Raw genomic sequence first — 13,455 nt, 5'->3', positions numbered from 1 at the left:
GCACGGCCCAGGCCCCTCACGGCACCGGCACCGGCACGACTCACGTTCGTCACGGCACCGGCGCGTCCCTGGTCCACGAGCCCAGCACGAGCAGTGTCTTGGTGCCCGTGACGTCCCCGGCCCTGCGCAGCCGGTCGATGACCTGCTGCAGGTGCCCGAGATCGCGCACGCGGACGTGGATCAGCGCGTCCGGATCCCCCGCGATCGTGAACACCTCCTGCACCTCGGGCACGTCGGTGGCCGTGCGGATGATCTCGGTGACCGGCGTGGTGCCCGGGTAGCGCAGCTCGGTGAAGGCCTCGATGCCCCACCCCAGCTTGGCGTAGTCGATCTGCACGGTGAACCCGGTGATCACACCCAGCTCCTTGAGCCGGTCGACCCGCCGCTTGACCGCCGCCACCGACAGCCCGATACATTCGGCCATCTCGGAGAACGTCCGGCGGCCGTCCTCCCGCAGGAGCCGGAGCACCCGGTGGTCGATCTCATCCAGGTCAGGCACGGAGAACGCCTCCTTCAGCCGCAAATAACATCATCCACGAAGCCCATGAACTCATATTGTTTGCGTCTTACGCCCACTTTCTCATCTAATACTTGCGCATGTCATGCCCGCGTTGCTGTGCTGGGAATCACCAAGCGAGCACGTACGACGCCCAGGAGGTCCGCGTGAGCGTGAGCGAGACTCCCGCCCCCGTGTCGCTCGACGACAAGTACACCGCGCTCGACGGCCGGGTGCTCATCTCCGGCATCCAGGCCCTGGTCCGCCTGACCCTGGAGCAGCGCCGCCTCGACCAGGCGCGCGGCCTGGACACGCGGGCCTACGTCACCGGCTACCAGGGCTCGCCGCTGGCGGGCGTGGACCTGGAGATGGGCCGGGCCGAACGGTTCCTGGACGAGGCGGGCGTGGTGTTCCAGGCCGGCCTGAACGAGGAGCTGGCGGCCACGGCGGTGGCCGGGACGCAGCTGCTGGAACAGGTGCCCGGCCGGCGGCACGACGGCGTGACGGGCTTCTGGTACGGCAAGAACCCCGGCCTCGACCGGGCCGCCGACGCCATCAGGCACGCCAACGCGGCAGGCACGGCCCCGCTCGGCGGCGCGGTGGCCTGGATCGGCGACGACCCCGGCTGCAAGTCCTCCACGCTGCCCAGCTCGTGCGAGCCGATGTGCCAGAGCCTGTCCATGCCGCTGCTGGCGCCGGGCTCGGTGGCGGAGATCATCGAGTTCGGGCTGCACGCGGTGGCCATGTCGCGGGCGAGCGGCCTGTGGGTGGGCCTGAAGATCGTCGCGGACATCGCCGACGCCTCCGCCACCGTGGACCTGGCGCCGCTTCGCGCGGACGTCCCCGTCCCTGCCGCCGTCTCGAAGGGGGCCGCGGCCATCCTGCTCGGCCCGGCCGCCCTGGACGCCGAGCACGACATGCTGACCCGCCGCCTCGACCTGGCCCGCGAGTACGCCCGTACGCATGGGCTGAACCGGGTCATGGCGGGCGCCCGCAACACCGCGCTGGGCATCCTGGCCTCCGGCGCCACGTACGCGGTGGTCGAGCGGGCCCTTGAGGACCTGGGCCTGGACGCCGAGGAGGCCGGGCTGCGGCTGATCAGGCTCGGCATGCCGTTCCCCGTCGCCGCCGACGAGCTGGCCGCGATGACGTCCGACCTGGCCAAGGTGCTGGTCGTCGAGGACAAGGTGCCGTTCCTGGAGGGCCAGCTCAAGCAGGCCCTGTACGGCGGCGAGCGGGCCCCGGCCGTCGTGGGCCGGGAGCTGCTCACGGCGCGCGGCACGCTGAGCGCGGAGGACGTGGCCAAGGCCATCGCCACCTGCCTGGGCCTCGAAGCGCCGGCGAAGGCGGCCCGGCGGCGGGGCCTGCTGCCGGTGGTGGCGGCGCGCACCCCGTACTTCTGCTCCGGCTGCCCCCACAACACCTCCACCCGTACCTCCGACGACACGCTGGTCGGCGTGGGCATCGGCTGCCACGCCATGATCGCGCTGGACGGCCACGGGCGCGGCACCCAGGTCGGCATCACCCAGATGGGCGGCGAGGGCGCCCAGTGGATCGGGCTGTCTCCGTTCACCGAGGACCGGCATTTCGTGCAGAACCTGGGCGACGGCACCTACCACCACTCCGGCTCCCTGGCGATCAGGGCCGCCGTCGCGGCGGGGGTGCCGATGACGTACAAGCTGCTCTACAACGACGCCGTCGCCATGACGGGCGGCCAGCGCGCGGAGGGCCGCCTGGACGTGCCCGCCCTCACCCACGAGCTGGCCGTCGAGGGCGTGCGCCGGATCGTGATCACCACGCCGGAGCCGGAGACCTACCGGGGGGTGCGGCTGGCGGGGATCGCCTCCGTCCGCCACCGCGACGACCTGGCCGAGGTGGAGAAGGAGCTGGCGGCGGTGGGCGGCGTGACCGTGCTCATCCACGACGACCGCTGCGCCGCCGAGGAGCGCAGGCTGCGCAAGCGCGGCAAGCTGCCCACCCCCACGCGCAAGATCGTGATCAACGAGCGCGTCTGCGAGGGCTGCGGCGACTGCGGTGACGTCTCGACCTGCCTGTCCGTGCAGCCGGTCGAGACCGAGTACGGCCGCAAGACCCGCATCCACCAGGCCTCCTGCAACTCCGACGAGAGCTGCCTGAAGGGCGACTGCCCGTCGTTCCTGCTCGTCGAGCCCGGCACCAGGCAGCCGCGCCCGACGCCGCCGCTGCCCGTGCAGCCGCCCGAGCCGGTCGCCTCGCACCGCGACGAGGTGCTGATCAGGATGCCCGGCATCGGCGGCACCGGCGTCGTCACCGTCTCACAGATCCTGCAGATGGCGGCCCACCTCGACGGCCTGCACGCGGTCGGCCTGGAGCAGACGGGGCTGGCGCAGAAGGGCGGCCCGGTGGTCAGCGACGTCCGGATCGGCAAGTGGGCGCCGACCGGCTCCGTGCGCGCCTCGCGGGGCAGCGCCGACGTGCTGATCGGGTTCGACGTGCTGGGGGCGGCGGCCGACAGCACCCTGGACGTGGCCTCGCCCGAGCGCACGGTCGCCGTCCTGAACACCTCCGTGGTGCCCACCGCCGCCATGGTCACCGGCCGCGTGCCCGTGCCGGGCCACGCCGCCGCGGTGTCGCGGGTGGAGACGGCCACCCGCGAGCAGGTGTGCGTGGACGCGCACGCGCTGTCCGAGTCGCTGTTCGGCGACCACATGCCCGCGAACCTCCTCCTTCTCGGCGCCGCCTACCAGCACGGCTGCCTGCCCGTCAGCGCCGCCTCGATCGAGCGGGCCATCACCCTCAACAGGGCCGCCGTCGAGCAGAACCTGGCCGCCTTCCGCTGGGGCCGCGCCGCCGTGTCCCACCCGGAGGCCGTACGCCAGGCGCTCCTCCCGGCCCCCGCCGAACCCCAGGGGCTCGACGACGTGATCGCCACCCGCGTCGCCGACCTGACCGGTTACCAGAACGCCACCTACGCCCACACCTACGCCGACGACGTCCGCCAGGTGCGCACGCTGGCCACCGAACGCGCGGGCGAGGCGGCGGGCACCGCGATCGCCCTCGCCTACGCGCGCGGCCTGCACAAGCTGATGGCCTACAAGGACGAGTACGAGGTCGCCCGCCTGCACCTCGACCCGGCGGAGCGGGCGCGGCGAGAGCAGGAGTTCGGCGCGGACGCGGTCGTGTCGGTGCTGCTGCACCCGCCGGTGCTGCGCGCGATGGGCATGAAGCGCAAGATCAAGGTACGCCGCTCGGCCGGCGTGCTGTTCCGCGGCCTGCGGGCGGCCCGGGTGCTGCGCGGGACCGCGTTCGACCTGTTCGGCCGCGCCGGGGTGCGCAGGGTCGAGCGCGAGCTGATCCCCGAGTACCGCGACCTCGTCCGTACGGCACTCGACCGCCTCACCCCGCAGACCGCCGCCGTCGTCGAGGAGCTCGCGGGCCTGCCCGACCTGATCCGCGGGTACGAGGACATCAAGGTCGCCCGGGTCGCCGAGTTCCGCGAACGCGCCGAGAAGGCGCTGGAAAACCTCTGAGGGAGTGATCGTGACAGTCGACCGCCTGCTGCCCGACCAGGACGCCAAGGATCTCATCGAGCTGACCAGGGAGATCGCCGACAAGGAGCTGGCGCGCCGGGTGGACGAGCACGAGCGCGCCGAGACCTACCCCGAGGGATTGTTCGCCACGCTGGGCTCGGCGGGCCTGCTCGGCCTGGCCTACCCGGAGGAGTACGGCGGGGGCGGGCAGCCGTACGAGGTGTACCTGCAGGTGCTGGAGGAGCTGGCGATGCGCTGGGCGGCGGTCGCGGTGGCCACCAGCGTGCACACGCTCGCCTGCTTCCCGGTCTTCGCGTACGGCACCCAGCAGCAGCGCGACAGGTGGCTCCCCGACATGCTCGCCGGCCACCTCATCGGCGGCTACAGCCTCTCCGAACCCCAGGCCGGCTCCGACGCCGGCGCCCTGACCTGCAAGGCCGAACGCGTCGAGACCGGCTACCGCATCACGGGGAACAAGGCGTGGATCACCCACGGCGGCATCGCCGACTTCTACGCCCTGTTCGCCCGCACGGGCACCGGCTCACGCGGGGTGTCCTGCTTCCTGGCCCCTGGCTCGGCGGACGGCCTCACCTTCGGCCGCCCCGAGGAGAAGATGGGCCTGCACGCGGTGCCCACGACCAGCGCCCACTGGGACGGCGCGATCCTGGAGTCCGACCGCCTCATCGGCGAGGAGGGCCAGGGCCTGCAGATCGCCTTCAGCGCCCTCGACTCCGGCCGCCTCGGCATCGCCGCCTGCGCCACCGGCCTGGCCCAGGCGGCCCTCGACGAGGCTGTGGCTTATGCCAAGGAGCGGCAGACCTTCGGGAAGTCCATCATCGATCATCAGGGGGTGGGGTTCCTGCTCGCTGACATGGCGGCTGCGGTGGACAGTGCTCGGGCCACGTATCTGGATGCGGCTCGGCGGCGGGATCGCGGGGTGCCTTACAGCCGGCAGGCGAGTGTGGCGAAGCTGGTCGCCACTGATGCGGCGATGAAGGTGACGACGGATGCTGTGCAGGTTCTGGGGGGGTATGGGTATACGCGGGAGTTTCGGGTGGAGAGGTATATGCGGGAGGCGAAGATCATGCAGATCTTCGAGGGGACGAACCAGATCCAGCGGCTGGTGATCAGCAGGCATCTGGCCAAGTAGCCTCTGGAACAGGATCTCAGCTCAGGCTGAACACGGCGATGTCACGGTCGAAGCAGACGACGACGTGGCGTACGGTTTCGTCCTCGCTGCCGGTGATCACCACCCGGCGGCCATGGCGTTCCCCGATCGCGAGGGCTTCCACGCTGTCGGACTGAAGGTCGAGCGGCTCGCCCACCGGGCTGCCTGACGCGAGCTCCCACACTCGTACGGTGTGGTCGTCACCACCGCTGACCACGACAGGGCGACCGTCCAGGACGGACGTCGCCAGCGCGCGCACCGCGTTCGTGTGACCGGTCCATGGGGCGCCGACCTGCTCGCCGGTCGACAGGTCCCGCACCCGTACGGTGTCGTCGCCGCCTCCGGTGACCGCCACGGCGCGGCCGTCGATGGCCCCGGTCGTCACGGCCGCCACCCAGCTGGTGCGGCCGCTGGCGGTGCCCAGCGGCGGGCATGACATCACGCCCTTCGGCAGCAGACTCGTCCAGCTCGGCTGTATTCGCCAGGCGGCAGGACGGTCGACCGGAACCATGCCGGGGGGGCAGCAGCGACATGCCGCAGCATGATGGCCGCTGTGCGGCTTCAGCCACACGCGCTCTGAGCCGCTGTGCGGGACAGCGTTCAGGCGGGCGGCTTCAGCCACACCTACCCTGAGCCGCCGTACGAGACAGGCTTCAGGCGGGCGGCTCCAGCCATATGAACCCTGCCACCGCGACCAGCGCGAACAACACGAGCCCCGCACCACGCACCACCTTCTTCCACCGCGGCAGCTCCGCGACGGACGCAGCCGGAGGTGTGAAGACGTGCTCCCGCACCAGCACGGCATGACAGGTCCCACCCAGCCACAAAGTGACCAGCGCAAGCACGGGGATGATGTCCAGCTCGTTCAACCCGTCCGCATCGCTCAGCGGCATCACCAGGAAGACCCCGCACAGCACCACATACACCAGCGCCGACAGCAGCAGCCCGAACGAGCGCCGCTTGACCGCCGCGTACACGAACGCCCACGGCGTGCCGTACCCACAGCTCAGCAGCGGGACGGCCGCCCACAGCCAGCTGCCCCGGGCGACGCCCGGGGAAGCAGGCGGGATGGCGGCGGAAGCGCGGTGGGCCGGTGGCGGCAGGTCCAGGGTGGGGTCGGCGTTGAGGATGCGGGTCTCCAGGTCGCGCAGCGCGGGGCCGGGCTCGATGCCCAGCTCCTCGACGAGCACCTTGCGCGCCTCCTGGTAGGCCGCCAGCGCCTCGGCCTGGCGGCCCGAGCGGTACAGGGCGATCATGAGCTGCCGGCGCAGGCCCTCGCGGAGCGGGTGGGTGTCGATGAGGCCGTACAGCTCGGCGATGGCCTGGGCGTTGCGGCCCAGGGCGAGGTCGGCCTCGACCGCTGCGGAGGCGGCGGTCGCGCGCTGCTCGTCGAGGCGCAGTGCCGTCGTGGCGATGGGGCCGAGGTGCTCGACGTCGGCGAAGGGCGGCTCCTGGGCCAGGGTGAGCGCCTCGCGGAGCAGGGTGCCGGCGCGGGCCGGGTCGTCGCAGGCGCGGGCGGCGGACAGGAGCTCCTCGAAGCGGTCGGCGTCCAGCTCGCCGGGCTTGACCGTCAGCGCGTAGCCGCGGGGTTCGCGGACGATGCGGGTGCTGTCGCCGAGGAGTTTGCGGAGCTGGGAGACGTAGACGCGCAGGTTGTCGACGGCGGACTTGGGCGGGCCGGCGCCCCAGAGCACGTCGACCAGGCGTTCGTTGGGCACCGGTTCGTTCGGATGGCAGAGCAGCGTCGCCAGTAACAGCCGGGGCTTGCCCGTCGGCGCCTGGAGCTCGCCACCGTCGTGGACGACGCCGAGCGGCCCGAAGATCCTGAATTCCATGCTGCCCCGCCGTGCGATGCCAGATCGGAGGATCTTATCGCCCGCATGGGGAGATGGGTGAAATGCCTGGTCAAGTGGGGTTTATACGGCGGATATACGGCTCGCGCAACGTGCCGTCCCTAGCGTCGGCGTCGAGCGGCAGGAGACACCTGCTCAGCCGCGAACAGAATCAGGAGTCAGATGAACTTCGGCAGGAGTGCCTGGGCACGATCGCTGGCCTTGTCCGCGTTGATCGTCCCGATGTTCACCCTCATCAGCCCGCCCGGCCCGGCGCATGCGACCGGGGGCAGCGCCATCGAGCCGGAGTCCTGGGCGCTGGTCACCTCGCACCATCCGCACCGCGCCCACTACGTCCCGTATGAGCCGACCTGGGACGGCGACGACGACGCGGTGGTCGGCCGCACGAACCAGCCCAGGAACATCACGCGTGCCTTCTTCCGGGTGAAGGTGTCCTCGCTGGCGGGCAAGCGGGTGTTCCGCGCCGGGCTGTCCCTGGGCATCCGGGACGGCAGCGACTGCGGCACCCAGATCGAGGTGTGGGAGACCACGGCGATCGGCCCGCGCACGACCTGGAAGCGTCAGCCGCAGTGGTTGCGCAAGCTGAGCACGACCACCCCGCAGCTGATCTGCCCCTCGGTGCTGGGCATCTCCCACTCCGTGACGCAGGCGGTGCAGGACGCGGCCGCGCGCGGTGACGAGTACCTCACGATCGGGCTGAGGTCGGCCGACGAGACCGTGCCGGGGCGGCGCCTGTATCGGACCACGTCCGTCACGGCGAATCCCGGGCCCGCCCTGGTCACCGTCTACAACACCGCGCCCGACGTGCCGTCCGAGCTGTCGGTCCGTTCCGACTGCTACGGACCGGCGGCCGGCCGTCACGTCCGCACCGCCACGCCCACCCTGCGGGCCGCCGCCACCGATCCGGATGAGGTGAGCAGCGACGAGAAGCTGCGGGTGCGGTTCGAGTGGGCGGACGCGGCCGGCACCAAGCTCGGCGAGGCCGTCACCCTGGAGGAGTCCTCGCCGCACTGCGTGACCGTGCCCGCCGGGCAGCTCACCGAGGGCGAGGCGTACACCTGGCGCGCCCGGACCGAGAACCGCTACCGCACTGAGCACCCCGACGGCACCGGCTGGCTGGAAGACTGGGACTACAGCGACTGGAGCTCCTGGCAACCGGAGTTCACCGTCGACACCACCCCTCCCGCTCAGCCGCTGGTCAGCTCGACCGACTTCCCCCAGGGCCGGCCCGGCGGCCGGATCGGCCTGCCCGGCACCCTCACGTTGTCGCCGAACGGCTCGCAGGACGTCGCCTCGTACGCGTACTCCTTCAGCCCGGGACCGGCCGGCAGTGTCACGGCCCTGGACGACGGTACGGCCGTGCTCACCTACACCCCGACCCTGCCCTTCCCCGTCACGCTGAAGGTGAACGGCGTCGACAGGGCGGGCAACCGGAGCCCGGTCACGTCCTACGTGTTCCGGCCCACGCCGGCCGCTCCACCCACGGTCTCCTCCGCCGTCTATCCCCCGGACGCCCCGGGCGGCGGAGTGGGGGTGCCCGGTGAGTTCGTCTTCGGGGTGAACGGCGTGACGGACACGACCACGTTCCGCTACCAGCTGAGCGGGACACCGGCGCAGGACGTCGCGGTGGGCGACGGCGGCACGGCCACGGTGACGATCACCCCGGCGAAGGCGGGCGTCAACACCCTCACGGTCTCCTCGCTGAACGCCGCCGGCACCAGGCTGGCCGGCACGACCTACACCTTCACCGTCAACCCCTGACGCACAGCCGTCGATCAGCCGTCGATCAGCCGTCGCGGGGCCCGCTGATCGACGGCTTGTCGGTGTCCCAGGTGAGGTGGACGTTCGCGGGCTCGCCCCCGGCGAACAGGATGCTGAGGTTGGCCTCGTAGACGCCGTCCTCCAGCCGCAGCGCGGGTGTCCAGATGTCGCGGTTGTCCACCTCACCCGCCGGGGCGGTGTCGTAGTTCCACGTCCGGGTCTGGCGGCCCTCGGGGGCCCGGCGCACGATGTCGAGGGAGATCGAGGTGATCCGCATGTCGCGGAAAGGCGGCCGTTTCATGTCCTCACCCTTCGGGGTGAGGAATTGGGCCCACACCACCCCGCATTTGGGATGGGGATTGTGCACGAGCGTGAAATTGCCAATGATGCCCCAGCTCCTGGCGATATCAGAGCTGGCGGATATCTGGTGGGTGCCGTTCAGATACCGGCAGCCCTGGGCGATGGGGTCGATGCCGTCGCCCGGCCTGCCGAGCGCCACGGCCCAGGCGGACAGGGTGGCCAGCACCGCGAAGGCGCCGCAGGCCAGGCCGACGCGGGCGCTGGTGCGCTCCAGGCCTCTCAGGAGCGGCCACAGGCCGACGATCACCATCGCGAGCAGGGTCCAGCCGATGACCACCCAGGTCAGGGCGGGCCCGTAGGAGTCGAGGCCGAGGCCGGCGAGGCCGAAACTGCTCACCAGGCCCAGCACGGCGGCGAGTATGGTGCCGATCGTCGCCCGAATGGCGCCGCCGTTGCGCTTCCGCGCGCCGCCCCCGGGTGTTTTCTGCTCTTCGACAGCGCTGCCGCCTGCCATTATGCTGCCCCTTCCCCGCGGCTCGGACGACCTCAGGATTCCACAGGTCCCGCGACACCGGAAATTCATTTTCTCCGGCGCCGGAATGAGCAAATAAAATGATTCTGCGGCATTTGCCGGACAAATGACCTGAATATTTCAGCCGAGTCCGGGGACGCCGTGGGTATGGGTCAACCGATGATCTCCCTGCGGCGAGCGGCGTGCCTCGCCGTGCTCGCCCTCGTGTTCCTCCCGATCACCGCCGCCCTCACCGCGCCACCGGCCGCGGCCGAGCCGCGCAAGCGCACGCAGGCCGACTCCGCGGCACTCGCCCGGCGCATGCTGGCCGGGCTCAAGGTCGCCAGGCCGTTATCGATCCGCGGCTACAGCCGCAAGCGTTTCCTGCCCGCGCAGGGCCAGCGCAGGAGCAAGTGCAGCACACGCGAGAAGGTACTGGCCCGCGACGGCCGCCGGGTGCGCAGGAACGCGCAGTGCCACCCGGTCAAGGGCACCTGGTACAGCCCGTACGACGGCAAGGTGCTCAAGAGCGTGAAGCAGGTGGACGTCGATCACGTGGTCCCGCTGTCGTACGCGTGGCGGTCGGGCGCCAAGCGGTGGAGCGCGGCCAAGCGCCGCGCCTTCGCCCACGACCTCAGGCGCCCCGAGCTGATCACGGTCAGCCACTCGGCCAACATCGCCAAGGGCGGCCAGGGGCCGCAGAGCTGGCGTCCGCAGCGGCGCGCGCACTGGTGCCGGTACGCGACCTCGTGGATCACGGTGAAGCACCACTACCGGCTCTTCGTGACCCGCAGCGAGCGGACGGCCCTGCTCAACATGCTGCGCACCTGCTGAACGCGGCTCCGACAGCACCTGCCGAACGCGGCCCTACCCTGACAGGCGCGCGTCCGACGGCAGGTACGGCGGCAGGTTGAAGCGGGTGCGGATGGTCCGCTGCACGGTCGCCTTGTCGGCCCGCGCGTCGATGGTCATCACGTACTCCTTCCGCCTGAACAGCTCGATCACCGGATCGATCTTGCTGTGGTAGTCGGCCAGCCGCCGGGCCAGCGCGTCCGGGGTGTCGTCCTCGCGGGTCACCAGGTCGCCGCCGCACACGTCGCACCGCCCCTCCACCTCGGGGCGGTGCGCGATGAGGTTGTAGTCCATGCCGCAGCGCGAGCACAGCCGGCGGGCCAGGACGCGGCGGCGGACCTCGTCGTCCGGCAGGTCGAGGTGGATCACGCCGTCGAGGTCGTAGCTCTCCAGGAAGAACTCGGCCTGGCGGCGGCTGCGCGGGAAGCCGTCGATGATGAAGCCGTAGTTCCAGTCGTGGAGCTGGAGGCGGTCCCTGACCACGTCCTCCACCAGGTCGTCGCCGACCAGCTCGCCCGCCGCCACCAGGCGGCGGACCTGGGCGCCCAGCTTGGTGTGGTGCTTGACGTGCCAGCGGAAGATGTCGCCGACGCTGATGTGCACCAGGTCGAGGTCCTCGGCGAGCAGGGCGCTCTGGGTGCCCTTGCCGCTGCCCTGCACCCCCATGATCACATATTTCCGCATAATCGTCTCATTTCACTGCGTCAGTGTCGTGCTTCCCCATGGAAGCAGCGCGGACGGCCGAGTACGTAGATCTCCCGATGTTTTGCGGGGCCGCCGAGCTTAGTGTCAGCGGCATCGAGCGCGCTCCTGGAAGGTGGGTTCATGCCTGCGCTGTCCGTCGTCCTGTCCGCCCTGCTCCTGTTCACGCCCATGACCCACACCACCTCAGCCACGAGACCGGCGGCCGTCCCCGACGTCGTCTACCAGCGGGCCGACTTCTCCTCCGGCACGCCCGAGGGCACGACGGCCGGCGACGGGCTGGCGTTCGGCCAGGCCGCCGGGACGATGACCTACACCGACGCGCTCGGCACCAAGACCTGGGAGTACGCCCGCTGGACCGGCCCCGAGCAGGCCATCGGGTTCGGGGCCACCGAGCTGATCGCGTCCTGGACGGCGGACGTGCCGCAGGGCAGCTGGATCCAGATCGAGGCGCGCGGCAGGAACGCGGAGGGCCTGACCAAGTGGTACTCCCTGGGCCGCTGGTCCTACGCCGAGGGCGACATCCTGCGCACCTCCGTGCCCGGCCAGGGCGACGCGGACGGGTCGGTGGCCGTGGACACGCTGGTCGCGGCGGCGGGCAAGCCGCTCAGCGGGTACCAGCTCCGCCTGACCCTCTACCGCAGGCCGGGCTCCGCGGTGACGCCGCGCGTGCGCACGTCAGGGGTGATGAGCTCGAACGTGCCCGAACGCAAGACCGTGCCGGTCAGCCCCGGCGGCGGCGCGTGGGGCACGGAGCTGGCCGTGCCGCGCCGCTCCCAGAACGTGCACCTGGGCCACTACCCCGAGTGGAACGGCGGCGGCGAGGCCTGGTGCAGCCCCACCTCGACGACCATGGTGCTGGGCTACTGGGACAGGTGGCCGAGCGAGCAGGACACCTCCTGGGTCGACCCCGCCGACGCGAACCCGGAGGTCGACTACGCGGCCCGCCACACCTTCGACCACGCCTACGACGGCACGGGCAACTGGCCGTTCAACACGGCCTACGCGGGGCGGTACGGCGTGGACGGGTTCATCACCCGGCTGCGCTCGCTGACCGAGCTGGAGCTGCTGGTCAAGGCGGGAGTGCCGGTCATCACCTCGCAGTCGTTCAAGAAGGGTGAGCTGCCCGGCGCCGGTTACGGCACCGACGGGCACCTGATGGCGGTGGTGGGCTTCACCGCGACCGGTGACGTGATCGCCAACGACCCGGCGTCCTCCAGCAACGCAGCCGTGCGGCGCGTCTATCCGCGCGCCGACTTCGAGAACGTGTGGCTGCGCAGCTCCAGCAGCGGCGGCGTGGCCTACGTCATCCACCCGCCGGAGCATCCGCTGCCTCCGACGCCGCCGGGGCTGCCCGCCAACTGGTGAGCGTCGCCCTGGCGGCCTTGCGGAAGGCCGCCACCAGGCGGTGGCGGTCGCCGGCGCGGGTCGCCAGCACGACGTGACTCGGCTCCACGCCGCGCAGCGGGATCGCCACGATGTCGGGGCGGAACGGGCCAGGTGCGTGGCCGCCGCGATGGCCACGGCCTCCCCGGTGGCGATCAGCTCGAACTTGTCCTCGACGGCCTCGATGACCGGGCCGTCGGGGGCCGGGCTGCCGTCGGGCCTGGGGTCGATGCGCCAGAACGCCTCCCATTCCGGCTCGGGCTGTGACAGCCGGGGCAGCGGCTCCCCCGCGATGTCGTCGAGCGTGACCCACTGCCTGCCGGCCAGGCGGTGGTCGATCGAGACGAGCAGCTCGCGGGGCTCGTCGTACAGGACGGTCACGTCGAGCCCGCCGGTGGCCAGGGGTGGCCGGGTGACGACCGCGTCCGCGCGGTGGTCGAGCAGGGCGGCGCGCGTCTCGGTCCAGGTCAGGTACTGGGTGCGGACGTCGGCGTCCGGGTGCAGGCGGCGCAGCTCGCGCACGGCGGGCGTGACGATGAGGCCGAACGTGTAGGCGACGGTGAGCCGGCTGGGCCGGGCGGCGGCGCGGGCCTGCGCGGCGGCCTGGGCGGCCGAGCGCAGCAGGGCCGTGGCGCGGGGCAGGAAGACCTCGCCCGCCTCGGTGAGCCGCGTGCCGCGCGGGGTGCGGTCGAGCAGGCGGGCGCCCAGTTGCCGCTCCAGGCTGCGGATCTGGCGGCTCAGCGACGGCTGGGTGATGTGCAGCGCCTCGGCGGCGCGGCCGAAGTGCCGGTGCTCGGCGACGGCCGTGAAGTAGCGCACCAGCCGCAGGTCGAGGTCCGGGGAGTCCGACATGGGGCCAGCGTACTGCGGTGATGCCTCAAGCGTATTGCCGGTTGCGGAACAGGCTTTGGACGCGG

The 13,455-nt window shown here is 71.6% G+C and carries 10 protein-coding genes and 1 pseudogene; 5 read left to right on the top strand and 6 right to left on the bottom strand.

All coding sequences use genetic code 11. The annotated features are described in order from the left end of the window. Positions 1 to 49: 49 nt before the first annotated feature. Positions 50 to 499 carry an Lrp/AsnC family transcriptional regulator gene (locus tag LCN96_RS13055; protein ID WP_225272861.1) on the bottom strand — a complete coding sequence of 150 codons (450 nt, stop codon included), beginning with the start codon at positions 497 to 499 and terminating at the stop codon, positions 50 to 52. 164 nt (positions 500 to 663) lie between these two features. On the opposite strand from LCN96_RS13055, the gene LCN96_RS13050 reads away from it, so the two are divergent. Both LCN96_RS13050 and LCN96_RS13045 read left to right on the top strand, forming a co-directional pair. After that, positions 664 to 4,005 carry an indolepyruvate ferredoxin oxidoreductase family protein gene (locus tag LCN96_RS13050; RefSeq protein ID WP_225272860.1) on the top strand — a complete coding sequence of 1,114 codons (3,342 nt, stop codon included), beginning with the start codon at positions 664 to 666 and terminating at the stop codon, positions 4,003 to 4,005. 10 nt (positions 4,006 to 4,015) lie between these two features. Continuing rightward, positions 4,016 to 5,155, top strand: a complete 1,140-nt coding sequence (locus LCN96_RS13045) for an acyl-CoA dehydrogenase family protein (protein WP_225272859.1) — start codon at positions 4,016 to 4,018, stop codon at positions 5,153 to 5,155. A 16-nt stretch (positions 5,156 to 5,171) separates the two neighbouring features. Here the strand turns inward: LCN96_RS13045 and LCN96_RS13040 are convergent, their stop codons facing one another. Then, positions 5,172 to 5,684 (bottom strand): WD40 repeat domain-containing protein, encoded by a 513-nt coding sequence (locus LCN96_RS13040; RefSeq protein WP_225272858.1) that lies wholly within the window; start codon positions 5,682 to 5,684, stop codon positions 5,172 to 5,174. A 142-nt stretch (positions 5,685 to 5,826) separates the two neighbouring features. Then, positions 5,827 to 7,008 (bottom strand): AfsR/SARP family transcriptional regulator, encoded by a 1,182-nt coding sequence (locus LCN96_RS13035; protein WP_225272857.1) that lies wholly within the window; start codon positions 7,006 to 7,008, stop codon positions 5,827 to 5,829. A gap of 219 nt (positions 7,009 to 7,227) precedes the next feature. Here LCN96_RS13035 and LCN96_RS13030 point away from each other — a divergent pair, with 219 nt between their 5' ends. Beyond that, positions 7,228 to 8,787, top strand: a complete 1,560-nt coding sequence (locus LCN96_RS13030) for a hypothetical protein (RefSeq protein WP_225272856.1) — start codon at positions 7,228 to 7,230, stop codon at positions 8,785 to 8,787. Positions 8,788 to 8,812: 25 nt separating this feature from the next. Here LCN96_RS13030 and LCN96_RS13025 read toward each other — a convergent pair whose 3' ends face one another. Continuing rightward, a complete protein-coding gene (locus tag LCN96_RS13025) occupies positions 8,813 to 9,496 on the bottom strand; it encodes a hypothetical protein (protein ID WP_225272855.1) in 684 nt (227 codons plus the stop codon). A gap of 282 nt (positions 9,497 to 9,778) precedes the next feature. Here LCN96_RS13025 and LCN96_RS13020 point away from each other — a divergent pair, with 282 nt between their 5' ends. Next, positions 9,779 to 10,432, top strand: a complete 654-nt coding sequence (locus LCN96_RS13020) for an HNH endonuclease family protein (RefSeq protein ID WP_225272854.1) — start codon at positions 9,779 to 9,781, stop codon at positions 10,430 to 10,432. 33 nt (positions 10,433 to 10,465) lie between these two features. Here the strand turns inward: LCN96_RS13020 and LCN96_RS13015 are convergent, their stop codons facing one another. Continuing rightward, positions 10,466 to 11,134: an adenylate kinase family protein gene (locus LCN96_RS13015; protein ID WP_225272853.1), complete on the bottom strand. Its 669-nt coding sequence runs from the start codon at positions 11,132 to 11,134 to the stop codon at positions 10,466 to 10,468. Positions 11,135 to 11,275: 141 nt separating this feature from the next. Between LCN96_RS13015 and LCN96_RS13010 the strand changes: the two genes are divergently transcribed. Next, positions 11,276 to 12,520 carry a peptidase C39 family protein gene (locus LCN96_RS13010; RefSeq protein WP_225272852.1) on the top strand — a complete coding sequence of 415 codons (1,245 nt, stop codon included), beginning with the start codon at positions 11,276 to 11,278 and terminating at the stop codon, positions 12,518 to 12,520. Positions 12,521 to 12,706: 186 nt separating this feature from the next. Here the strand turns inward: LCN96_RS13010 and LCN96_RS57380 are convergent. Continuing rightward, a pseudogene (locus LCN96_RS57380) lies at positions 12,707 to 13,390 on the bottom strand (LysR family transcriptional regulator); the annotation flags it as partial. Between the last annotated feature and the right edge of the window lie 65 nt (positions 13,391 to 13,455).

The sequence above is a fragment of the Nonomuraea gerenzanensis genome (assembly GCF_020215645.1).
Lineage (GTDB): Bacteria > Actinomycetota > Actinomycetes > Streptosporangiales > Streptosporangiaceae > Nonomuraea > Nonomuraea gerenzanensis.
Note: the sequence above shows the minus strand (reverse complement) of the source record. Positions and strands in the feature narration are given on the sequence as shown.